Source organism: Microbacterium sp., from assembly GCF_047972865.1.
GTDB lineage: Bacteria > Actinomycetota > Actinomycetes > Actinomycetales > Microbacteriaceae > Microbacterium.
The window spans coordinates 17,185-38,822 of sequence record NZ_JBKEAY010000164.1; the positions used below are offsets into that span (position 1 = coordinate 17,185).

Annotated in this window: 26 protein-coding genes; 10 read left to right on the top strand and 16 right to left on the bottom strand. The window is 69.9% G+C overall.

All coding sequences use genetic code 11. The annotated features are described in order from the left end of the window. Positions 1 to 45: 45 nt before the first annotated feature. Complete coding sequence (locus tag ACK5KK_RS10190; RefSeq protein WP_416889999.1) at positions 46 to 438, bottom strand: hypothetical protein; 393 nt, start codon at positions 436 to 438, stop codon at positions 46 to 48. 150 nt (positions 439 to 588) lie between these two features. Here ACK5KK_RS10190 and ACK5KK_RS10195 point away from each other — a divergent pair, with 150 nt between their 5' ends. After that, complete coding sequence (locus ACK5KK_RS10195; protein WP_416889974.1) at positions 589 to 1,578, top strand: LLM class F420-dependent oxidoreductase; 990 nt, start codon at positions 589 to 591, stop codon at positions 1,576 to 1,578. Between the two features lie 38 nt (positions 1,579 to 1,616). Here the strand turns inward: ACK5KK_RS10195 and ACK5KK_RS10200 are convergent, their stop codons facing one another. Continuing rightward, on the bottom strand, positions 1,617 to 1,862 hold the full coding sequence (locus ACK5KK_RS10200) for a hypothetical protein (RefSeq protein ID WP_416889975.1): 246 nt from the start codon (positions 1,860 to 1,862) through the stop codon (positions 1,617 to 1,619). A gap of 9 nt (positions 1,863 to 1,871) precedes the next feature. After that, a complete protein-coding gene (locus tag ACK5KK_RS10205; protein WP_416889976.1) occupies positions 1,872 to 2,504 on the bottom strand; it encodes a GNAT family N-acetyltransferase in 633 nt (210 codons plus the stop codon). A gap of 150 nt (positions 2,505 to 2,654) precedes the next feature. Here ACK5KK_RS10205 and ACK5KK_RS10210 point away from each other — a divergent pair, with 150 nt between their 5' ends. Genes ACK5KK_RS10210 through ACK5KK_RS10225 form a run of 4 tightly spaced genes read left to right on the top strand, consistent with a single transcriptional unit; the run spans position 2,655 to position 6,007 of the window. Further along, positions 2,655 to 2,936 (top strand): metal-sensitive transcriptional regulator, encoded by a 282-nt coding sequence (locus ACK5KK_RS10210; protein WP_416889977.1) that lies wholly within the window; start codon positions 2,655 to 2,657, stop codon positions 2,934 to 2,936. Positions 2,937 to 2,954: 18 nt separating this feature from the next. After that, positions 2,955 to 3,281 (top strand): heavy-metal-associated domain-containing protein, encoded by a 327-nt coding sequence (locus ACK5KK_RS10215; RefSeq protein ID WP_416889978.1) that lies wholly within the window; start codon positions 2,955 to 2,957, stop codon positions 3,279 to 3,281. After that, positions 3,278 to 5,572 (top strand): heavy metal translocating P-type ATPase, encoded by a 2,295-nt coding sequence (locus ACK5KK_RS10220; protein ID WP_416889979.1) that lies wholly within the window; start codon positions 3,278 to 3,280, stop codon positions 5,570 to 5,572. The genes ACK5KK_RS10215 and ACK5KK_RS10220 overlap by 4 nt, the downstream gene beginning before the upstream one ends. Before the next feature lie 9 nt (positions 5,573 to 5,581). Then, positions 5,582 to 6,007 carry a cupin domain-containing protein gene (locus ACK5KK_RS10225; protein ID WP_416889980.1) on the top strand — a complete coding sequence of 142 codons (426 nt, stop codon included), beginning with the start codon at positions 5,582 to 5,584 and terminating at the stop codon, positions 6,005 to 6,007. A gap of 198 nt (positions 6,008 to 6,205) precedes the next feature. Here ACK5KK_RS10225 and ACK5KK_RS10230 read toward each other — a convergent pair whose 3' ends face one another. The 11 genes from ACK5KK_RS10230 to ACK5KK_RS10280 all read right to left on the bottom strand — a co-directional run bounded on the left by ACK5KK_RS10230 (position 6,206) and on the right by ACK5KK_RS10280 (position 15,719). Next, on the bottom strand, positions 6,206 to 7,144 hold the full coding sequence (locus ACK5KK_RS10230) for a hypothetical protein (protein WP_416889981.1): 939 nt from the start codon (positions 7,142 to 7,144) through the stop codon (positions 6,206 to 6,208). Positions 7,145 to 7,166: 22 nt separating this feature from the next. Beyond that, the gene (locus ACK5KK_RS10235) at positions 7,167 to 7,910 is read right to left on the bottom strand and encodes a hypothetical protein (RefSeq protein WP_416889982.1); all 744 of its coding nucleotides are present in this window, start codon (positions 7,908 to 7,910) and stop codon (positions 7,167 to 7,169) included. Between the two features lie 9 nt (positions 7,911 to 7,919). After that, positions 7,920 to 8,243: a hypothetical protein gene (locus ACK5KK_RS10240; protein ID WP_416889983.1), complete on the bottom strand. Its 324-nt coding sequence runs from the start codon at positions 8,241 to 8,243 to the stop codon at positions 7,920 to 7,922. Further along, positions 8,240 to 8,881, bottom strand: a complete 642-nt coding sequence (locus tag ACK5KK_RS10245) for a hypothetical protein (RefSeq protein WP_416889984.1) — start codon at positions 8,879 to 8,881, stop codon at positions 8,240 to 8,242. Before ACK5KK_RS10245 ends, ACK5KK_RS10240 begins: the two co-directional genes overlap by 4 nt. Before the next feature lie 4 nt (positions 8,882 to 8,885). Then, the gene (locus ACK5KK_RS10250; protein WP_416889985.1) at positions 8,886 to 9,176 is read right to left on the bottom strand and encodes a WXG100 family type VII secretion target; all 291 of its coding nucleotides are present in this window, start codon (positions 9,174 to 9,176) and stop codon (positions 8,886 to 8,888) included. A 258-nt stretch (positions 9,177 to 9,434) separates the two neighbouring features. Continuing rightward, positions 9,435 to 10,661, bottom strand: a complete 1,227-nt coding sequence (locus tag ACK5KK_RS10255) for a multidrug effflux MFS transporter (protein WP_416889986.1) — start codon at positions 10,659 to 10,661, stop codon at positions 9,435 to 9,437. Next, complete coding sequence (locus ACK5KK_RS10260; protein ID WP_416889987.1) at positions 10,658 to 11,515, bottom strand: ABC transporter ATP-binding protein; 858 nt, start codon at positions 11,513 to 11,515, stop codon at positions 10,658 to 10,660. Before ACK5KK_RS10260 ends, ACK5KK_RS10255 begins: the two co-directional genes overlap by 4 nt. Next, positions 11,505 to 12,281, bottom strand: coding sequence for an ABC transporter permease (locus ACK5KK_RS10265; RefSeq protein WP_416889988.1), 777 nt, complete (start codon positions 12,279 to 12,281; stop codon positions 11,505 to 11,507). The genes ACK5KK_RS10260 and ACK5KK_RS10265 overlap by 11 nt, the downstream gene beginning before the upstream one ends. Continuing rightward, entirely contained in the window at positions 12,278 to 13,132 is an 855-nt protein-coding gene (locus ACK5KK_RS10270) for an ABC transporter permease (protein WP_416889989.1), read from the bottom strand. The genes ACK5KK_RS10265 and ACK5KK_RS10270 overlap by 4 nt, the downstream gene beginning before the upstream one ends. A gap of 13 nt (positions 13,133 to 13,145) precedes the next feature. Continuing rightward, positions 13,146 to 14,675 (bottom strand): acyl-CoA synthetase, encoded by a 1,530-nt coding sequence (locus ACK5KK_RS10275; protein ID WP_416889990.1) that lies wholly within the window; start codon positions 14,673 to 14,675, stop codon positions 13,146 to 13,148. 57 nt (positions 14,676 to 14,732) lie between these two features. Then, positions 14,733 to 15,719: an ABC transporter substrate-binding protein gene (locus ACK5KK_RS10280; protein ID WP_416889991.1), complete on the bottom strand. Its 987-nt coding sequence runs from the start codon at positions 15,717 to 15,719 to the stop codon at positions 14,733 to 14,735. Positions 15,720 to 15,991: 272 nt separating this feature from the next. Between ACK5KK_RS10280 and ACK5KK_RS10285 the strand changes: the two genes are divergently transcribed. Next, positions 15,992 to 16,498, top strand: coding sequence for a MarR family winged helix-turn-helix transcriptional regulator (locus ACK5KK_RS10285; protein WP_416889992.1), 507 nt, complete (start codon positions 15,992 to 15,994; stop codon positions 16,496 to 16,498). A gap of 7 nt (positions 16,499 to 16,505) precedes the next feature. On the opposite strand, the gene ACK5KK_RS10290 is transcribed toward ACK5KK_RS10285, so the two are convergent. Next, positions 16,506 to 17,447 (bottom strand): helix-turn-helix transcriptional regulator, encoded by a 942-nt coding sequence (locus tag ACK5KK_RS10290; RefSeq protein ID WP_416889993.1) that lies wholly within the window; start codon positions 17,445 to 17,447, stop codon positions 16,506 to 16,508. Between the two features lie 101 nt (positions 17,448 to 17,548). Here ACK5KK_RS10290 and ACK5KK_RS10295 point away from each other — a divergent pair, with 101 nt between their 5' ends. The 3 genes from ACK5KK_RS10295 to ACK5KK_RS10305 all read left to right on the top strand — a co-directional run bounded on the left by ACK5KK_RS10295 (position 17,549) and on the right by ACK5KK_RS10305 (position 19,608). Further along, positions 17,549 to 18,016 carry a VOC family protein gene (locus ACK5KK_RS10295; RefSeq protein ID WP_416889994.1) on the top strand — a complete coding sequence of 156 codons (468 nt, stop codon included), beginning with the start codon at positions 17,549 to 17,551 and terminating at the stop codon, positions 18,014 to 18,016. A 28-nt stretch (positions 18,017 to 18,044) separates the two neighbouring features. Further along, complete coding sequence (locus tag ACK5KK_RS10300; protein WP_416889995.1) at positions 18,045 to 18,692, top strand: YdeI/OmpD-associated family protein; 648 nt, start codon at positions 18,045 to 18,047, stop codon at positions 18,690 to 18,692. Between the two features lie 259 nt (positions 18,693 to 18,951). Then, a complete protein-coding gene (locus ACK5KK_RS10305; RefSeq protein ID WP_416889996.1) occupies positions 18,952 to 19,608 on the top strand; it encodes a TetR/AcrR family transcriptional regulator in 657 nt (218 codons plus the stop codon). A 6-nt stretch (positions 19,609 to 19,614) separates the two neighbouring features. On the opposite strand, the gene coaBC is transcribed toward ACK5KK_RS10305, so the two are convergent. Beyond that, positions 19,615 to 20,817, bottom strand: a complete 1,203-nt coding sequence (gene coaBC, locus ACK5KK_RS10310; protein ID WP_416889997.1) for a bifunctional phosphopantothenoylcysteine decarboxylase/phosphopantothenate--cysteine ligase CoaBC — start codon at positions 20,815 to 20,817, stop codon at positions 19,615 to 19,617. 45 nt (positions 20,818 to 20,862) lie between these two features. Between coaBC and ACK5KK_RS10315 the strand changes: the two genes are divergently transcribed. After that, on the top strand, positions 20,863 to 21,567 hold the full coding sequence (locus ACK5KK_RS10315) for an NRDE family protein (RefSeq protein WP_416889998.1): 705 nt from the start codon (positions 20,863 to 20,865) through the stop codon (positions 21,565 to 21,567). The last annotated feature ends 71 nt before the right edge of the window (positions 21,568 to 21,638 follow it).

The window sequence follows — 21,638 nt, forward strand, 5'->3', positions numbered from 1 at the left end:
CTTCGGCGACCTGTTCGGCCACGAGGGCCGACTGCTGCCTCGTGCTTACCTGACGGCTTTGCGGACCAGGGTGCGGATGCGGTCCTGCACGGCGTCGGTCACGTTCACGACGGCGAACGAGGTCGCCCACATGTCGCCGTCGTCGAGGTTCGCGGTCTCGTCGAAGTTGACGGTGGGGTAGCGGGTGTCGAACTTCGACTTCGGCTGCACGAAGATGACGACCTTGCCGTTCGCGGCGTAGGCGGGGAACCCGTAGAACGTCTTCGGATTCAGGTGCGGCGCCTCATCGCTCACGATGCGGTGCACGGCGCGCGCCACCTCGCCGTCGATGCCGTCCAGCTGATCGATCGCCTCGGCGCACGCTTCGAGTTCCTTCGCGAGCTTTGCCGCACCCTTCAGGCCCTTCGTGCTGCGCAGTTCGTCGGCCCGCTGGGCCATCGCCTTCTTCTCCTCGTCGGAGAACCCGCCCGTCTCGCCGGATGACGTCGCCACGATGATCCCTCTCTGTCGCCTCGGCTCCGCGCAGATGCGGACCCGAGCGGATTCTCGCACGGCCCCTCGCGGTCGCGGCGCGGTTAGGCTGGCGCCATGCGATTCGGGACGTTCATTCCGCAGGGCTGGCGATTTGACCTCGTTGGCATCGACCCCGCCGAGCACTGGGCAGTGATGAACTCCCTGGCGCAGCGCGCCGACTCCGGACCGTGGGAGTCGCTGTGGGTGTACGACCACTTCCACACCATGCCGGTGCCCTCCGAGGAGGCCACGCACGAGGCGTGGACGCTGATGGCGGCGTTCGCGGCATCCACCTCCCGCATCCGGCTGGGGCAGATGTGCACGTGCGTGGGCTACCGCAACCCGGCGTACCTGGCGAAGGTCGCCGCGACCGTCGATCTCATCTCGGGAGGGCGTGCCGAGATGGGGATCGGCGCCGGCTGGTACGAGCACGAGTGGCGGGCCTACGGCTACGGATTCCCCGACGCGCCCGAGCGACTGCGCATGCTGCGCGAAGGCGTCGAGATCATGCGGCAGGCGTGGACGACCGGATCGGCGACCCTCGACGGCGAGTTCTCTCGGGTTGACGGCGCGATCGTGCGGCCCCTGCCGCTGCAGCCGGGGGGAGTGCCGCTGTGGGTCGCCGGTGGCGGCGAGAAGGTGACGCTGAAGATCGCCGCAAAGTATGCGTCGTACTCGAACTTCCTCGGCACGCGGGAAGAGTTCGTGCACAAGAGCGAGGTGCTGCGCGGCCACTGCGATCGCCTGGGTCGCGACTTCGGTGAGATCACCCGGTCGATGAATGTGGGCGCGATCGTCGGGGCGACCGAGGCCGAGGCGCGCGACCGGCTCGCCGCGGTGGTGGCGCGCCTGCGTCCCCATGTCGGCGACCAGCGGGCGGATGCCATCGAGCAGCAGTATTTGGCCTCCGCGGCCTTCGGCACCCCCGAGCAAGTCGCCGAGCATCTAGCGGGCTACGCCGACGAGGGTCTCGCGTACACGATCGCGTACTTCCCCGAGGCCGCTTACGACTACTCGGGCGTCGAACTGTTCGAGCGCGAGGTCATCCCCGCCCTCGGAGGCTGATCCCGGCCCGGCTGCTGAGATTGCGAGAACTGTTGTTCCTACGTGGGGTGCGGCGCGGTTCGGGCAATCTCGGCAAGCGGGTGGTGCCGGCGGCGACGGAGTGCGATGAGAGCGATGACCGGGCCGGCGAACGGGAAGAGCGCGACCAGCAGCACCGTCGATGGCCAACGTCGTTTGTCGGCGGACAGCGCCAGAGCAACCAGCGCCGCGAGCACCAGCACGGTGTGCAGGACGACCGCTGAGGCGAGGAGCACATCGACACCTGTCGGGACCAGAGGATTCACGGCTCCACCCTACCCGGGTGGCGGGTGCGACTCGCGTGTCGGCGCCTCGCGATCGGGCATCCGTACACGCTCGTGGAGGGCGAACTTCACCGTGGGCCACTCGCCGTCGATGATGGAAAAGACCACGGTGTCGCGCACGGTCCCGTTCTCCAACCGGATGTGGTTGCGGAGGATGCCGTCCTGCTTCGCGCCGAGCTTCTCGATGGCCGCCCGCGATTGGCGGTTGTGCCAGTGCGTCCGGAACTCCACAGCGCCGCAGTCGAGCTCTTCGAACGCGCGGGTCAGGAGCAATAGCTTGGCCGCGGGGTTGAGCCGTGTTCCCTGCGAGGCGACGCCGAGCCAGGTCGCACCGATCTCCAGTCGTCGGTGAGTCGGTTCGAGGTGAAGATAGCTCGTCATGCCGACGGCGCGGTCGCTGCGGGCGTCGACGATGGCCCACGGCACCGATTGGCGCTCTGCGCGAAGCGCGAGCCGACGCGCGATCTCGTCGGCCATCGCATCCGGCGAGGGGACGCGCGTGTACCAGGTCTGCCACATCGCGCCGATCCGCACGGCGGCGACCAGGTCGTCGTGATGCGAGACGCTCAGCGGTTCGAGGCGGACGACGTCGTTGCCCAGCACGGGCGCAGCGAAATAGTCCATGTGTCGACGTTACCGGGCCTTCGCTCGCGGTCGGCGGCCACGGATCACGACGTGCGTGGCACAGTCGTTCGACCTCGGTGGATGCCAGGATCGGGCCGGCATCCCGCACGGGGGTCGCCGAAGATACCCTAGGGGGGTATAGTATCGAGCATGAACGGTTACACCGCACGCAAAGACGACCTGCTCAGGCGGCTGCGACGCGCCGAGGGGCAGGTGCGCGGCATCGCGCGCATGATCGAAGAAGACACCTACTGCATCGACGTGCTCACCCAGGTCTCGGCGACCACGAAGGCCCTCGAGCGGGTCGCGCTGTCGCTGCTGGGCGATCACCTCACCCACTGCGTCGCCGAAGCCAGCGCCGAAGGCGGCCCTGTCGCCGAGCAGAAGCTCCGCGAAGCCAACGACGCCATCGCGCGACTCGTTCGATCCTGACACCCACGAGGAGACACCATGAACATCGACAACCGTACCGACCTCGGTCTCACCGACACCGCCGGCGGCTGCTCGTGCAGCGCCACCGGATCGGCCGTGGAAGCGCCGACCGCGGCATCCGCCGTCACCGCCGAAGTGCTCGTCGCCGGCATGACCTGCGCGCACTGCGTCATGAGCGTCACCGAGGAACTCAGCGCCATCGAGGGCGTCGACGGCGTCTCGGTCGACCTCAACGCCGGCGGTGCCTCGCGCGTCACGATCCGCAGTGCGGCTCCGGTGGATGCCGCGGCGATCGCCGACGCGGTGGAGGAAGCCGGCTACAGCCTGACCGGCTCGGCATCGTGAGCGCGAGCGACGTCGAACTCGACATCACCGGGATGACCTGTGCCTCGTGCGCGACGCGCATCGAGCGCAAGCTCAACAAGCTGCCCGGGGTCGAGGCGACCGTCAACTACGCGACCGAGAAAGCACGCGTCCGCGGCGGCGGCGTCGACCCGGCGGTCCTGATCGCCGCCGTCGAGTCGGCCGGCTACCAGGCCGCGCTGCCGGCGCCTCCCGCCGCGGCGACCCCCGACAGCGACGGCGACGCGGCGACGCCGCGCGACGCCGAGCTGGCATCACTGCGCCAGCGCCTGCTCGTGAGCACCGCCCTCGGCGTGCCGGTGGCCGTCCTCTCCATGATTCCCGCGCTCCAGTTCGACTACTGGCAGTGGCTGGCCCTGACCCTCACCGCCCCGGTCGCGGTGTGGGGGGCCTGGCCGTTCCACCGCGCCGCCGCGATCAACGCCCGCCACGGTGCCGCCACGATGGACACCCTGATCAGCGTCGGTGTCACCGCCGCCTTCGGCTGGTCGCTCTACGCGCTCTTCTTCGGCGGCGCCGGGATGACCGGAATGACCATGACCTTCACCCTCGTCGGCACCCCGCAGGCCGGCGGTCACGAGATCTACCTCGAAGTCGCCGCGCTCGTGACGGTCTTCATCCTCGCAGGCCGGTACGCCGAAGCCCGCGCCCGCGTGTCGTCGTCCGAAGCTCTCCGGGCGCTCCTCGAACTCGGCGCGAAAGACGCAACCCGCCTGGTCGGCGGGGCCGAACAGCGCGTCCCCGTCGACCAACTGCTCGTCGGCGACACCGTCCTCGTCCGCCCCGGCGAGAAGATCCCCTCCGACGGCCTCGTCATCGAGGGGACCTCCGCGGTCGACGCCAGCATGCTCACGGGGGAGTCGGTCCCGATGGAAGTCGGTGCCGGTTCCCGCGTGGTCGGCGCGACCGTGAACGTCGGTGGACGCCTCACGGTCGAGATCACCCGGGTCGGCGCCGACACCGAACTGGCGCGCATGCGACGGCTGATGGAGGAGGCCCAGACCGGCAAAGCGAAGGTGCAGCGCCTCGCCGACCGGGTGTCGGGCATCTTCGTGCCGATCGTGTTCCTGCTCGCGATCGCCGCGTTCGCCGGCTGGCTCATCGCCGGCGGACCGCTCGAACTCGCCTTCACCGCCGCCGTGGCGACCCTCATCATCGCGTGCCCGTGCGCACTCGGTCTCGCCACACCCACCGCGCTGCTGGTCGGCACCGGCCGCGGCTCGCAACTGGGCATCCTCATCCGCGGGCCGCAGGTGCTGGAACAGACCCGCACCGTCGACACCATCGTGCTCGACAAGACCGGCACGGTGACCACCGGCAGCATGGCGGTCACCTCCGTGCACCCCGCGGTGGGAGTTACCGGCGACGAGCTGCTCGCCGCTGCCGCGGCCGTGGAGTCCGGGTCGGAGCACCCCGTCGCGCGCGCCATCGTCGCCGCGAGCCCCACCGTCGTGCCCGCCGAAACGTTCGACTCCCACGCCGGTTACGGCGTGCAGGGCATCGTCGGCGGTTCGCTCGTCGTCGCGGGGCGCCCGTCCTGGCTGGCAGAGGAGTGGAGCATCCGCCCCACCGATCCACTGCGGCAGCAGGCCGACGGCCTCGCCGCCGGCGGGGCGACGGTCGTCGCGATCGGCCGGGACGGCACGCACCTCGGCATCATCGCCGTCGCCGACACCGTCAAGCCCACCAGCGCAGAGGCGATCACGCGGCTGCGCGGGCTCGGGATGACCCCGGTGCTGCTCACCGGCGACAACGAGGGCGCCGCGCGCGAGATCGCCGGCCAGGTCGGCATCGACGAGGTGCACGCCGGTGTCACCCCCGCCGGCAAGCTCGACGTCGTGCGGCGTCTCCAGGCCGACGGTCACGTGGTGGCGATGGTCGGCGATGGGGTCAACGACGCCGCCGCGCTCGCCGCCGCCGACCTGGGCCTGGCGATGGGCGGGGGAACGGATGCCGCCATCGCCGCCAGCGACATCACCGTCGTCTCCGGCGACCTGATGGTCGTCGTCGACGCCATCCGGCTCTCCCGCCGTACGCTCGGCACGATCAAGGGCAACCTCTTCTGGGCGTTCGCGTACAACGTCGCCGCGATTCCGGTGGCCATGGCGGGGCTGCTCAACCCTCTCGTGGCTGCCGCCGCGATGGCGTTCTCGTCCGTGTTCGTCGTCACCAACAGCCTGCGGCTGCGAGGGTTCCGTCCCACGGCGACGCAGGCGACGGCATCCGTCCCCGATCGGACCCGAGGCATGGCCCTGCCGAGCGCCCGGTCGTAGGGTGACGACATGAGCGACTACGACGTCCTGCAGATCGGCCCCCTCGACCAGTGGTACGACTACTACGGCGGGTTCGTGCCCGAGCGGTCCCGTGACGGTCGCCGCGTCGTCGATCATGAGATCGACACGCAGTACATCGGAATGACCGCGAACGCGTATCAGCCGGGCGAGGATGCCGGCTACTGGCACAGCCACTCCGAGATCGAGGAGCTGTACGTCTTCCTCGGCGGTTCGGGGCAGATGGGTCTGGACGACGACATCATCGACGTCACGGCCGGGACAGTCGTCCGGGTCGGCCAAGGTGTGTGGCGCATCTGGCGGTGCCTGCCGGAGAGCACCGAGCAGTTGCGCTGGCTCTGCATCCGCGCGGGCGGGGGCCGCATCGCGCACATGCCCGACGACGCCCAGCGAGGTGACCGCCCGCTGCCCTGGTAGGCCCAGCGCTGCCCGCCAGCCAGGGCTGCCGCCCCAACGCCGCGCCACCCGCGTGCCCGTGCCGCCCCGGCGCGCGTGCCGTCCGCGTGCCCCGCGTCGTGGAATCGGAGTGTGTGCTGGATTCGGACGCGCGCATGCGGCAGCATCCGCATCCAGCGTCATTCTGACGGCGACGGGCGCCGTGCGGATGCCGCGAGCTCAGTCGCCGGAGAGGATGAAGGTCACGGTGAACGGGGCCGGCGTGCTCGTCTCCAGCACGCCGGAGTAGCGGGCGGACACCTGGTCGTCGGTGTAGCCGAAGGTGTCGTCGAGCGGGATGTCGTCGGGCAGCTGCACGGCGGCGAACGACCAGGTCTGGTCGTCGTCCGTCCATACCTCGTCGAGCACGACGGCTCGCCCCGCCGTCGTCATCTCGTCCGGGCACGTCGCGTCCCGACCGGAGCCGTCGACGCACCGGTGGCCGTCGGCGGTTACCTGGGCGAACTCGGCCCGCAACTGCGAGCTGCCGGCGAATCCCGGTGGCGGAGCCGAACTCGCCGGCGGGGCGAGCACCCACGGTTCGGTCGACCCGGGCGCGACGACCACGTCGACCGTCGTCGCGTCCGAGGGGTCCGGCGGCGTCCCCGGCAGCTTCAGCGTCGTCACCCCGGTCGGATCGGCGACGGAGACCGAGTACACCCCCGGCAGGGCGGGGAAGGAGGCTTCGCCGTCGACGACGGGAACCGTGCACCGCTCGCCCCCACTCACGTAAGACCCCACCGAGAACGTCGCGACGGTGCGCTCCCGGAACCTCACCGCAAGGGCATCCGTCGACCCCTGTTCCACCCGCCACCTGTCACCGGTGCGGGTCAACTGAATGCGGCCGGACACGTCGTCCAGCGCGTGGTACGAGACATCGATCGATGCGCTGTCGCCGTCGACACGTACCGAATCGGCATCCACCTCTGCCTCGGACACTCCCGACGTTTGGCCGTTGGAGGTCAACGCGGCGCACCCGATCGACGCCGGATCCGTCGTCGTCAGCGCGAAGGCCGTCGCGAACTCGCCCGCGGAGATCGCATCCATGTACTGCGTCGCGACGTCCACGACGTCGTCGGAGGCGGCGCTGCACCCGCCCAGGCCGGCGAGGGCGACCACGGCCAGCAGCGCTCCGCAGGCCCTAGACGGCCGCAACGGTGGGCCACTTCCCGTTGAGGGTGCCGGTGAGGTTGGCGAAGCTGAGCTTCAACTCGTTCATCGCCGTCTTCGTGGCCGACCACTGCTCCTGCAGCAGCTTCGCGGTGTCCTGCGCGAAGTCGATGAGGCCGTTGATCACCTCCACGATCTTCGGGATGATGTCGAGCCACTCCAGCGGGTCGGCCGTGAGGAACTTCGAGACGGACCCGGCGATCAACTGTGCCCCGTCGACGACCATCATGGCGAGCTCGAACCACAGGTCGGCCACCTGCATCCCGTGGGCGTCGAGGTGGGCGGCCAGGGCGGTGATGTACTCGACGGCTCCGTTGGTCGCGCCGGTCTGAAGGGACGGCATCGATTGGTACACGGCGGCATCCTCCGAGACCCAGCTGGTCAGCGCGGGGAACTTCCCGACCACGTCTGCGCTCATGTAGCTCACTTGGCCGCTGATCAGCTTGAGGACCTCCGTCCAGGTGTTCGCGCTCTCCCAGAACCAGAACGGATTACCGGGGGAGGCGAGTTGAACGAGAGCCTCCATGAAGAGCTCCCACACGGACTTGACCTCGCCGAGCTTCTCCTCGACGTCTCCCTCGCTGTCACCAAACCATTCGCACGGGAAGTCGGCATTGTTGAATTTGTCGATGCAGTTGTTGATTCCGTCCTGCATCTCGGTGATCTTGTTCTCCTGGTCTTCGCGCGCCTCGTCGTACTCTTCCTGGGAGATCATCGTGCGCCCCTATTCCCATTCCGCCGCAGCGAGTTCTTCTTCGGAGTAGTCGTTCGCGGCGGCATACTCCTGTTGCGTCTCGTCAAGCCGGTCCGCGATGTCGTTGAGGGCGTTCACGCCGTCGTTGAGGTGAGTGACCAGCCAGCCCGCCAGGTCCTCGTATTGGCCTTTGAACCCCGCCGCGAACGCCACGCCGTCGGTGACCAGCAGGGGGATGTTGGCGATCGGCGTCGCCAAACCCACTGCCTCGGCGAAGACGTCGGCGATGGCACGCCAACTCGCCTCGTCGACATCGAAGTCCTCCAGGACGACCTCCACTTCGGTGTCGCTCACGACACCACCCCCGCTTCGTGGACGGTGAGCCACAGTGCGAGCAGATCCGAACTGGCGTCATCGACATCGGCATCGACCGCGGCATCGTTGTGGACGAGAGCGGCGACCCGCCCGCCGGCGCAACGGGCGACGAACCATCCGCGCCCACTGCCGATATCGCGTCGACGCCGGAGTTCGCCGTTCTCAGCCAGCGAGGCATCGTAGCGTGCGCGCGCAGCGCGGTACCGTTCAAGGGTCGACTGCACGTCGCCCTCCGTCGTCGAACTGGGTGTGCGCTCCCGCGGGCGCGGCGCGGCGGAACCGGTGTCGTGCGGGTGGCCGGCGGGGGCGGGGCGTGCGGTGTCGAGGGTAGACACCCACTCCCGGGCACGTTCTGCGCTCATCGCGGCGCGCGCGGCGCGGATCGATGAGAGCAGAGAGCCCCGTCCGAGTCGGGCCGGCCAGTCGTCGGCGAGGTGCAGCCAGGTGATCTCGCCGACGGCGTTCATCGCAACCTGTATGACACCGTCCGGCGACCATCGTGGTGCGGGACTGCCGTCGGGCCATGCAGCCCGCATCGTGTTCACCTCCGCCAGGAGCGTCCGAGAGCGCTCCTGCAGAGCGGTGAGCTCGTCAAGGGGAGAAGAGTCCGTTGCCATCGGACTACTTCCAGATGCTCTCGCGCACGTGCGCCGAGGAGTCGCGGTACTGCTGGTTGATCGCATTGAGCCGAGACGAGTAGTCGGCGAGCAGTTCTTGGAGGTGCGTTGCGTGAACGGTCCACTTCTGCTGAGCCTGGTCGTAGGCGTCGGAGGCCTCGCCCGACCAGTTGTGGCGCAACTGTGCGACCTTGCCGTCGAGTTGATCGAGCTCCCACTGGATCTGCTCGACGGCGCTCGCGAGCGTGTTGTAGAGGTTGTCCACTTCGTGTGAAACGACCTTGTACCCGGTCATGATTCGCTGCCCCCCTTGCTCCCCGGTGCCGCCTCGACAGCGGTCACCCCGGCCAGCCTAGCCACGCTGTCGACGGGATGTGCGGACCTCGGGATTTCCGTGGATAACTCACGCCTGTCCGCAGCGCGGCCGCAAGGAGGTGTCGCGGATTCGGATCACGCGCGCGGATTCGGAGGGTGGCGCGGCATCCCTTCCGAATCCGGCGTCAGACTCCGAATCTGCGGACGGGCGCGGATGCCGCGGCATCCGCCGCCGCGGTCAGTCCGAGCCGGCCGGGGCCAGCCGCGCGCCGGTCGACGCGCAGATCAGGCCGGCCAGCGCGAACACCGTCATCACCACGGTTGCCGGCACGGCCGTCTCGGTTCCCCACAGTCCGCCCAGCGGCGAGGCGACGGCGCCGAACGCCGACTGGGTGAAACCCACGACAGCCGACCCGGCCCCGGCGGTGCGGGAGGCCTGGCCGACCGCGAGCCCCGAGGCGGTGCCGAGCATCGCGCCCGAGCCGATCGCGAACGCGACCACCAGCGGCAGGTAGGTCACGAGCGTCAACTCCCCGGTCGCGGCCAGCAGCGCGAGCGTTCCCGCCGACAACAGGGCCAGGACCAGTGCCCAGCGCAGCGTCGGTGCGGCGCCGATGCGCACGCCCAGCCGGCCGCTGGCCCAGGACCCCGCCATGATCGACACCGCCGTCGTGGAGAACGTCACCGCGTACCCCAGCGGGGACAGGCCGAACACGTCCTGAACGATGAAGGACGATGAGCCCAGATAGGTGATCAGCGCCGCGTACCCGGTCGCGAACGCCAGCGCGTACGCGACGAACGGAGGCGTGCGCAGCAGGCCCCCGATGTTGCGCAGCAGCACCGACACCACGAACGGCTGGCGCTGGTCGCGGGGGAGTGACTCGGGGATGAACAGCACCGTGACCACGAGCATCCCGGTGGCGATCACCGCCAACCCGAGCAGCGCGGCCCGCCAGCCGCCCCACTGCGTGAGGGCCGCACCGAGCGGGCTCGCCACCGCCGGCCCCAGTGCGACAAAGACGAACAGCGTGCTGAACGCCCGGACGGCGGCGGCCCGGGAGGTGAGGTCGGCGACCACGGCGCGGGCCAGCACCGACCCCGCCGCCCCGGCGAAACCCTGCACGGCGCGCACCGCGATGAGCATCTCGATCGAGTTGCTCGCGGTGGCGAGGTAGCAGCACGCTGTGAACAGCACCAACGCGACGATCAGCGTGGGGCGGCGCCCCAGCGCATCCGAGATCGACCCGATGATGAGCTGACCGAAGGCGGCGCCGATCAGCACCGCGGTCAAGGTCAACTGCACCGTCGCCGCCGGTACCCCGAAGTCGCCGGCGATGCTCGGGAAGGCGGGGAGATAGAGGTCTGTCGACAGCGACATCCCCATCGAGACGTAGCCGAGCGCGGCCATGAGGCCCGGAGCGATGCGGCGCTGCGGACCGCTCACCGTGCCGCGCGGCGAACTCACGTCGTCACGGCGGCGTCAGGTCGGAACCCCTTCTTGGCCAGCTGGATCTGCTCGTACACGTGGTGGCGCAGTTCGGTGAACCGCGGGAGGGCGCGGGTCTCCAACTGGTCGCGCTCATCGGGGAGGTCGACCACGAGGTCCTCCTGCACGATCGTGGGCGAACTGGACAGCATGATCACACGGTTGCCGAGATAGACCGACTCGTCGATGTCGTGAGTGACGAACAGCACCGAGATGCCCAGTTCGCGCCGCACCTGGCGCACCAGGTCTTCGAGGTCGGCACGGGTCTGCGCGTCGACGGCCGCAAACGGCTCGTCCATCAGCAGCACCTCGGGCTGATAGGCGATCGCCCGCGCGATCGCGACGCGCTGCTGCATGCCGCCGGACAGCTGCCAGGGGTACGAGCGGGGCACGTGCGACAGGCCTACGTTGTCGAGGGCCTCGGCGACCAGCTTCGTGCGCTGCGGCTTCGGGATGCCGGCGTTCTTCAGCGGCAGTTCGACGTTCTCGCCGACACGCAGCCATGGGAACAGCGACCGGCCGTACTCCTGGAAGACGACCGCCATCTTCTTCGGCGGCGCCGTCACGGTCTTGCCGTCGAGCACGACCTCACCGCTCGTGGGCGCGAGTAGACCCGCGATGCACTTGAGCAGTGTCGTCTTGCCCGACCCGGACGGCCCCACCAGGCAGGTGAGCTCGTTCTTGCCGAGGTCGAACGTGAGGTCGCGCACCGCTTCGATCGGGCCGCCGTCGGTCTCGTAGATCTTCTGCAGGCCCCGCACCGACAGCAGGGTGTCCTCGGGCGCGAGGGTACGTCCGTGCGAGACGGAGTTCAGGGGAGTGTCAGGCAGCATTTTCCAGATCCTTCAGTCCAAGGTACCAACGCAGGGTGCGACGTTCGATGATGCGGAAGACCACGGCGACGCCGTAGCCGATCAAGCCCAGCACGAGGATTCCCGACCACATCTCGGGGATCGCGAACCGCCGCTGGAACTGGATGATGGTGAAGCCGAGCCCGGTCGACCCGGCGAACATCTCGGAGATCACCATGAGGATGAGGCCGATCGGCAGGCTCTGGCGCACACCCGCGAGGATCTGCGGCGCGGCGCCGGGCAGCACCTGGTGGCGCACCCGGCTGAGGCCGTGGATGCCGTACGACCGGCTCGTGTCGTTCTGGACGGGGTCGGCCGCGCGCACACCGGCGATCGTGTTCAGGAGCACCGGCCAGATCGCCGCCAGTGCGATCACGAAGATGCGCATCGCGTCGTTGGGCCCGACCACCAGCAGCAGCACCGGGATGAGCACCGGGGCCGGCAGCGCGCGGAAGAACTCGAACACCGGTTCGGTGAACGCGCGCAGGTCGCGGTTGAGGCCGACGAGGATGCCGAGCAGGATGCCGAGCACGATCGCGATGATGACGCCGAGCCCGAACCGCAGAATGCTCGGCAGCACGTCCAGCCACAGGCGCGGACTGATCCAGGTCTCCAGGAAGGTGACGAAGATCTCACCCGGAGTGGGGAAGAAGAAGCTCGGCCACACCGTCGCGATGACCCACCACAGCGCGATGAGGATGATGGGCAGTCCCAGCGTGTACCCGAGGGAGACGAGGAGCTTTTTCATGCCGCCGCCTCCTCTCGCACCGACTGATGCCACGACAGCAGTGCCTTTTCGAGCACCCGCGTCGCCGCGTTGATCAGGATGCCGAGGAACCCGGTGGCCAGGATCAGCGCGTACATCGTCGCGTACTGACCGCCGTTCTGCGCCTGGGAGATCGTCTGCCCGAGTCCGGGTGTGCCGATGATCAGCTGCGCCGTGATGGCGAGGATGAGGGCCACCGCCGCGCCCAGCCGCAGACCGGTCATGACATACGGCAAGGTCGTGGGAAAGACGATGTCGCGCACGCGCTGCCACGTCGAGAAGCCGTAGCTGCGCCCGGTCGACATCGCGACGGCATCCACGTCGGCCACGCCGTAGAGCACCTGGATGAAGATCTGCCAGAACGCCGCGTAGACGATCAGCAGCAGGCTGGCCTCCACGCGCACGCCGAACAGCAGCACGGCGAGCGGGATGAGCGCCACCGAGGGCACCGGCCGCAGGAACTCGACCGTGGAGTGGGTGGCGCGCCGCAGGAACGGCGACAGGCCGATGATCACCCCGAGCACGCACCCCAGCACGAGGGCGATCCCGAGGCCTGCGGCCCATTGCCCGAGGGTCTGGCCCACGGCGACCCAGAAGTCGGCCAGGCCCAGGATCTGGAACAGTCGTGGGATCACCTCGGTGGGCGGGGGCAGGAAGCGCGCATCGATGAGTCCCGCCCGGACCACCACCTCCCAGACGGCCAGCAGCAGCACGATGCCGCCGATGCCGAGCAGGGCGCGGCGCGGACGGAAGCTTCGCCGTCGGCTGCGGGCCGTGGTGACCGCAACGGCGGTGGTGACGGTCGACCCGTCGGCTGGTGGTGCGGTGGTCATGCGGGGCTCCTCCTCACGAACTCGGGGTCTGGGCGTAGCGTGCGCGCAGGTCCGCTTTGCGGATCTTGCCGCTCGCTGTGCGAGGGAAGTCGTCGACGACGACGACCCGTCGCGGAATCTTGTACTTGGCGAGACGGCCGGTCAGGTGCCCGACCAGCGAATCGTCGTCGATTGTGCCGCCCGGGTGCAGGGTCACGATCGCCAGCGGGACCTCGCCCCACGTGTGGTGCGGCACTCCGACGATGGCGGCCGCGGCGACGTCGGGGATCGCCATGATGGCCTGCTCCACCTCGGCGGAGTAGATGTTCTCACCGCCGGAGATGATCATGTCCTTCAGCCGGTCGGAGACAGTGAGGTAACCGTCCTCGTCGAACGAGCCGAGGTCACCGGAGCGGAACCAGCCGTCGACGATCGACGAGGCGGTCGCGTCCGGGCGTCGCCAGTACTCCGAGATCACGTTGGGACCCTTCACCCAGATCTCCCCGACCTCGCCCGCCGGCAGTGTCTGGCCGTCGTCGCCGACGACCTTCACGGCGGTGAAGAAGTGCGCGATGCCCGACGAGCCCATCTTCTCGCGGCTCATGAACGGTGGCAGCGCCGTCGCGCCGGGGGAGGTCTCGGTCATCCCGTATCCGCACGAGAAGGCGAGACCGCGGTCCTCGTAGGCCTGCAGCATCCGCTCCGGCATGGTGGAGCCGCCGCAGGTGAGGTGCTGCAGACTGCTGATGTCGGCGCTGTCCCAGGCGGCGTGCTCCTGCAGCATCTGGAACGTCGTGGGAACGCCGGAGAGCATCGTCACCTGTTCGGCTTCGACGGTCGCCAGGACCGCGCCCGGGTCGAACCGCTCGTGGATGATGACGGTGCCGCCCTGCAACAGCACCGGCAGTGCGCCCATGCTGAGGGCTGCCACGTGGAACATCGGCGAGATCAGCAGGGCCCGTTCGTGTGCGGCGACGCCGTAGTCGATGAGCGCGTTGACGCAGTTCCAGGTGAGGTTGCCGTGGGTGAGCACAGCCCCCTTCGGGTGTCCCGTGGTTCCCGAGGTGTAGAGGATGAGCGCCGGGTCGTCCAGGGTGACCGGCTCGTCGCGCGCGGCGGGGGATGCGGCCGCGACGAGTCCATCGAGCTGTTCGGCGTCCTCGCCGGCGCCGTCGACGACGATGCGCACGCCGACGTCGGTGCCGGCGGCGCCCTCGGCGGCGAGCTGGTGCAGATCGGCGGTGTACACCAGGACCGTCGCGCCGCTGTCGGTCAGGGCGAAGGCGATCTCGGGGCCGGCCAGACGCGTGTTCAAGGGCACGAAGATGGCCCCGAGCGTGGCGGCGGCGAACAGCGTCTCGAGGAAGGCGGGGTGGTTGTTGCCGAGGAAGGCGATCCGGTCGCCGCGCGCGACGCCGCGGTCGGCGAGCGCGTTCGCGAGGCGAGCGATGCGCTGGGCCAGCTCGGCGTACCCGATCTGCTCGTCACGGAACACCAGCGCGACGCCGTCGCGGGTTCGCCGGCGCCGACGATCGATCCACGGGCCGATCCCTTGATTGTGCACGAGAACTCCTGGTGGGGGTGGACGGGGCGCCGCCCGCTCGGCCGGCGCCCCGTGCCGTTACGGAATGGCGATGACGGTGCCCAGGTCCGGCTCGCTGTCGATGAAGCCGTACTCCAGGGCCAGGGCGCTGAGGTCCTCGATGATCGTCGGGTCGAGGTCGCCGGAGAGGATCTCCAGACGGATGTTGTCGACGACCTCGGCCGGCATGCCGGTGTAGCTGACGATCGCCTCGCGGTTCTGGTCCTCGTTGTCCATGGCGAACTGGGTCGCCTCGGCGATGCCGTCCGCGAACGCCTTCACGATGTCGGGGTTCTCGGCCGCATACGTGGCGGAGGTGAAGGTGATCGTGGTGTACAGGCCCGGGATCACCGCGAGCGGGTTGCCGAGCCAGGCGACGCCCTCGGTGTCCAGCGCCGCGCTCAGGAACGGCTCGGGAAGCCAGGCGGCGTCGATGTTGCCCTGCTCCAACTGCGCGAGCATGTCGGGGAACGCGATCTCGGTGAAGGTCACCTTCGACGGGTCGCCGCCGTCCTGCGCGACCGACCCCATGGTGCCCAGGTCGCCCTGCGTGTTGACCGCGTTGACGGCGACCGTCTGGCCCTCCAGGTCGGCGTAGGACGTGATGCCGGAGTCTGCGCGGACGACGAGGCCGGATGCCGGGTCCTCCTCGGGCAGGTGTGAGTACCCGGCGATCATGCTCATCTCCAGGCCCTGGCTGGCGGCCACCAGTACCGACAGCGGATTGCCGACGGCGAACTGGATCGATCCGCTGGTGACGGCCGGCAGCAGCGCTGCGCCGCCCTGGCCGAGCTGGACGGTCACGTCGAGGCCGTGCTTTTCGAAGATTCCCTCGTCGATGGCCAGTTGCACGGCGGCGTGCGGGGCGATCTGCAGCAGGCCCACGGTGACCGGGGTGAGGTCACCGCCGCCGGCGGCGGAGGTGGGAGCGGTGGTCTCGCCCGACAGCGAACCGGACGAGCATCCGGCGAGGGCGAGTGCGACCGCCGCAGCGGCGGCGAGGGCGGAAAGGCGGAGCTTTCTCATGGCTGGTACTCCTTGTGTGACTGGCTGTTTCTCGGTGTATTCGGTTGTGGGGCGCCGGCGACGCCGGACGACGGGTGGCGATCGAGCGGCGCGTCGGTCGCGCGGTTCGATCGGGGCGACGCCGAGGTCACGGTCGGTCGCACTGCGGTGTGCGCGGCCGGCTCGGCGATGGGCATGTGTGCGGGCTCCTTTGCTCGTGCTTGTGTCATGCAAGCGGATTCCATTGAAAAAGTCAATGATTGGAATCAACTCGTAATCGGTATCATGGGGGGATGCCGACCGACCTCAACGGTGTCGCCTCCCCCCGCGGCTCGACCGATCGCTCCGCCGGCGCTGACCGGCTGTGGGCGAGCACGGTCGGCGGCGACCTTGCCTTCCTGCTCGCGCGCGCCAATGCCGTGTCGATCGACAGCGCCAACGCGGCGCTGTCGTCGCACCAGCTCACGGTGCGGTCGTACTCGGTGCTCGCCCTCGCCGTGAGCGACTCGCGCCCGTCGCAGAAGGAACTCGCTGATTTCCTCCGCCTCGACCCCAGCCAGGTGGTCGCGCTCGTTGACGACCTCGAGCGACGCACGCTCGTGCGCAGAAAGACCGATCCGGCCGATCGGCGAGCCAAGGTCGTGGTCGTGACTGCGTCGGGCCGCACGCTGTACGCTCAGGCGCGCGCGGCCGTCGTCGCCGATGAGGAGCAGCGTTTCGGCGGGCTTTCGGCCCGCGAGCGCGACCTTCTCGCGAAGGCGCTGCGGCAGGTGTCCCTCTCGGTGGACCGCTCGGCGTAGCCGCCGCTCACCGCGCGGACTGCGCGAGTCGTGCCGCGGCCCGCTGCGCCGCCTCGCGAAGCGGTTCGGGGCCGACGACCGTGAACGGCGCACCGAACCGCATGACCCCCGCCAGCAGGCCGTCCCACGACCACGATCCGAGACGAACGCGGGTGCGGTGGTCGTCAACGGCTGCCACGTCGCCGTCGTCGACCCAGGGTGCCACGCGCGCCACGGGGAGATCGATCACGAGCTCGCCGGTGTGCGGCCACCTGTCCTCGTCCGTCGACCCCTTGAACCGCGCCGCGAGGAAGGTCCGCGCATCGGCGGCGGGGAGCGGGCGGGGTGTGAAGGGCGCGCCGGCCGGCGTGCGGGGGCGCAACCGGTCCAGCCGGTAGGTGCGCCAGTCGTCGCGGTCGAGGTCCCTTGCCACGAGGTACCACCGCCCCGCGCGCGCGACGACGGCGTGCGGTTCGGCGCGCCGGGCGAGCCCGTCGTGCGTGCCGTAGTCGAACCGCAACGTCCGCCGATCACGCGCCGCGGCGCTGACGGCTTCGAGCACCGCCGGGTCCACCCGATCGGGGGCGATCGACTCGGTGAAGCGGATGCCGTCGACCCGGTGTCTCAGGTGGGAGGGGAGGAGCCGACGTACCGTGGCCAGCGCGCGCGCCGCCGCCTCGTCGATGTCGACGCCGCTCGACCGTGCCGTTTGCAGGGTGACCGCGATCGCGACGGCCTGCTCGTCGTCGAACAGCAGCGGCGGCAGCTCTGACCCGGCATCCAATCGGTACCCGCCGTCGGGGCCTTTGATCGCGGTGATGCGGTAGCCGAGCTCGCGCAACCGGGTCATGTCACGTCGCACGGTGCGCGGCGTGACCTCGAGGCGCTCGGCGAGCAGGTTTCCCGGCCAGTCCCGTCGCGTCTGCAGCAGCGACAGGAGCGTGAGCATGCGCGCGGAGGTTCCCGTCATGGTCTCCAGTGTGCCCGAATAGAGGACAAAAAACGTCCGCTATGGCTGTCAGGGTGGCGGAGGGCGTCGACCGGCGCCCGCAGCACGAAAGGAATGCACTCGTGAGCATCACGACCACCACCCACCTCAACTTCCGCGGCACCGCGCGGGTCGCCCTCGAGTTCTACCGCGACGTCTTCGGCGGTCGGCTGTTCGTCACGACCTACGCGGAGGTCGGCATGCCGGCGGGCGCTCCCGGAGCCGACAAGCTCGTGTTCGGCCAGGTCGAGTCCGACCGCGGCATCCGCCTGATGGCCTACGACATCCCGAGTCATGACGACGCCGACGGCGCGGCGATCGCGGGATCCACGCGACGCGAGAACGGGGCCACCTTCACCGATCGCACGTTCTTCCAGTCGCTGCAGGGCGACACGCTCGACGAGGTCACCGCCCTCTGGAACGCGCTCTCCGAGGGCGCCGAGATCATCGAACCGCTCGCCGCCTCCGCCTGGAGCGCCGGGTTCGGCATGCTGACCGACCGTTTCGGTGTCACCTGGGTCGTCGACGTGCGGGCTGTCGCCGGCGCGTGAACCGGCGGAGCGGCGGTAGCCTCGGGTCATGCACGAAGGAGGCACGGCTGACCGTCCGGCGCTGTTCTTCGACGACGCCGCCGACTTCCGGGCGTGGCTCGAGGGTCACCACGACACCGAGCCGGAGGTGTGGACGGGCCTCTATCGCAAGGGGCACCCCCGGCGGGGGCTCACGTGGGCCGACGCGGTGCCCGAAGCGTTGTGCTTCGGCTGGATCGACTCGGTGAGTCAACGCATCGACGAGGTGTCGCGGCGGCAACGCTGGTCGCCGCGCAAGGCGTCGTCGATCTGGAGCGAGGTCAACATCGCGCATGTCGAACGGCTGATCGCCGAGGGGCGGATGACCCCGGCCGGGCTCGCGGCGTATCGGCGGCGCCGCCCGGACCGGACCGGGGTCTACTCCCACGAGAGGCACCCCGAACTCGCCGCGCACGAGCGGGCGGCGATCGATGCCGACGCGTCCGCCGCGGCGTTCTGGGAGGCCGCGACGCCGTCCTACCGGCGAGCGGTGGCCGCGTGGCTGCACGGTGCGAAGCGGGACCGCACCCGCGCTGATCGGCTCGCCGCGCTCGTTGCCGACAGTGCGGCCGGGCGCCTCGTCCCGCCGCAGCGATACGGCGAGCCGCCGGCCTGGTTGGCGCGCGCCGCCGCGGCGGCTGCGGCCGCGGGGCGATAGCCCGCGCCGGAGACCTCGGTGGAGGGGTGACGGCCGCGGTTTGAGGGGGGGTCCGCGGCCGTCACCGTTGTCACCGACTGGGCCGGACGCCGGGTCGTGTGGGGGGACACGCTCGCAGGATGCGCTACCGGCGGGCCCATGGGGGGGACCGCGTCTTACATTTGTAAGCTGCGTCGATTATGCTACGTGTACAAGCGTAAGTTTGCAAAATGAGGCCGTCATCTGAACAGTCGGCGTGATTGTCTCTGGGGGGAGAGTCATGACGCACCGTCACCTGACCCGGGAGTCGATCGTAGATGCCGCTGCGGCGGTTGCCGATCGCGTCGGTCTCTCGGCGGTGAGCATGCGCAATGTGGCGGCCGAGGTGGGCGCACAGGCGATGTCGCTGTACCACCACGTCGACAACAAGGACGACCTGTTGTTCGCGCTGGCCGAGTGGCCCTACGCGCACATTCCGGTGCCGCATCAGGCGGATCCCTGGCGTTCCGGGCTTCACCACCGGGCGACGACGATGCTCGTGCTGATCAAGACCCGCCCATGGCTGTGCGAGGTGATGGGGGCGCCGACTCCGGGCCCGGCGCAACTGGCCCATTACGAGGCGATGCTCACCTACCTGGTCGCGCAGGGCTTTCCGCCGCGCTTGGGCTCCAGCACGCTCTACGCGGTCGATTCGTATGTCATCGGCTTCGCCTCCCTCACCCGCAGTGTGCCGGTGCCGGACGCCGCCAGAACGGGTTTGCAGAGCTACCTGGGCCGGCTCGGGCCGACGGTGGCCGATTTCCCCATGGTGGCGTCGGCGGTAACATCCAGTATCGAAGAGCCCGCCAACTCCGTCCTGGAACAGGTCGACATCGGGCTGGACCTTCTGCTCGACGGGCTCGGGCGGCGCCTCACCGAGGCCGACGACGCGGCCTGACCGACCTCAGCGTACGCGGAGCACGGCATCCCAGAGCCCCTCCGCAACGGCGCGCTTGTCGCCGGCGACCTCACCGACGACGTGGTCGGTCGCGTCGAGGACGATGACCGCGTTGTCGCCCGTGCCGAATCCCCGCTGCCAGCCGACGGCGTTCACCGCCAGCAGATCGACCCCTTTGCGGGCACGCTTGCGGCGCCCGCGCGCCCGCAGCTCCGCATCGTCGGCGACGGTCTCGGCCGCGAAACCGACGATCGTCTGACCGTCGGCGCGCGTGGCTACCAGCTCCGCCAGAACATCGGGGTTCTCGACCAGTTCCAGGCGGGGCGGGCCGTCCTCCTTGCGGAGCTTGTGATCGCTCGGCTCGGCGACACGATAGTCGGCGACCGCCGCGACCATCACCGCAACATCCGCGCCGGAGGCGGCGTCGCGCATTGCGTCGGACAGGTGTGCGGCCGTCTCGATGCGGGTCACGGTGATGCGCGGGTGACGGACCGCGGGATCGAGCACGCCGTCGTCGGTGAAGCCTGCGACCAGGCGCACCTGCGCACCGCGGTCGGCCGCGGCGAGCGCGATCGCGGTGCCCTGGGTGCCGCTGGAACGGTTGCCCAGGTAGCGCACCGGGTCGATCGGCTCGCGCGTGCCTCCCGTCGACACCGCGACCGTCAGGCCGGCCAGGTCGTCGCGCGCGGACACGAGCGCGAGCGCGGCCGAGGCGATGTCGTCGGGTTCGCTCATCCGGCCCGGGCCGCTGTCGCCGCCGGTGAGTGGCCCGTCGTCCGGCCCGACCACGAGCACCCCGCGCGCCGTGAGCACGTCGAGGTTCGCCCGGGTGGCGGGGTGCTCCCACATCGCGGTGTGCATGGCGGGCGCGACCACGACCGGTGCGGTGGTGGACAGCAGTGTGACCGTGAGCAGGTCGTCGGCAAGGCCGCCGGCCATCCGCGCGAGCGTGTGCGCGGTGGCCGGCGCGACGATGACGAGGTCCGCGCGCGCCCCGAGCGCCACGTGGCGCACCTCCGCGACGTCCTCATGCACGCTGGTCGTGACAGGATGGCGACTGACCGCTTCCCAGGTGGTACGACCCACGAAGTGCAACGCGTCCTCGGTGGGCACGACCTGAACGGTGTGTCCGGCCGTCACCAGCGCGCGAACCAGGGAGACGGTCTTGTAGGCGGCGATGCCGCCGCTGACACCCACGACAACGAACATGCCCCGATCCTCGCACGACGCCGACGGGGAGGCAGGAGAAACCGAATGTGCACGGTGGTCGTCGAGGTTCCTGCCGAGCAGTCGGGACCGGTGCGGGTGCTCGCGGTGCGTGACGAGGACCCGGCTCGCCCGTGGAACCGGCTCGGAGCCTGGTGGCCCGCGCACCCCGGCATCGTCGGTGTGCGCGACGTGCGTGCCGGGGGAGCCTGGCTCGCTGCCGACACCGGCTCCGGCCGCCTGGCGGTCATCCTCAACCGCGCCGATGACCTAGCTGAGGCTCCGCAGTCACGCGGGCGGATCGTGCTCGACACCGTCACGGGGGCTGCGGTCCCCGCCCGGCCGCGAACGCGCGGCTTCAATCTCGTCGACGTGAGCCCCGATCGCGTGCGGGTGACGATGTGGGACGGTGTGCGCCAGCGCGCCGTGGCGCTCGACCCCGGCATCCACATGGTCGCTCACGACGACGTCGACGACACCGCCACGCCGCGCATCGTGCGCTGGCGGGATGAGTTCGCCGCGGCCGCGGCCGGCCGCGACGGCACCTGGCGCGACCGCTGGACGGCCGTGCTCGCCCGCAGTGCGCGGCTACCGGCCGACGACGACCGCGCGATCATCCGGGACAACCACGCCCACGGGTACCCGACGCTGTCGTTGCTGGCGTGCGCGGCCGAGATCTCCGCCGATCGCACCGACATCGCGTATGCCGAACTGGCCCATCCGGGGGAATGGGACGACCCGCCCTGGCAGTGAGCGTCAGTACCACCCGGTGGACTGCGAGTGGGACCACGCGGCGCACGGGGTGCCGTACACAGACGAGATGT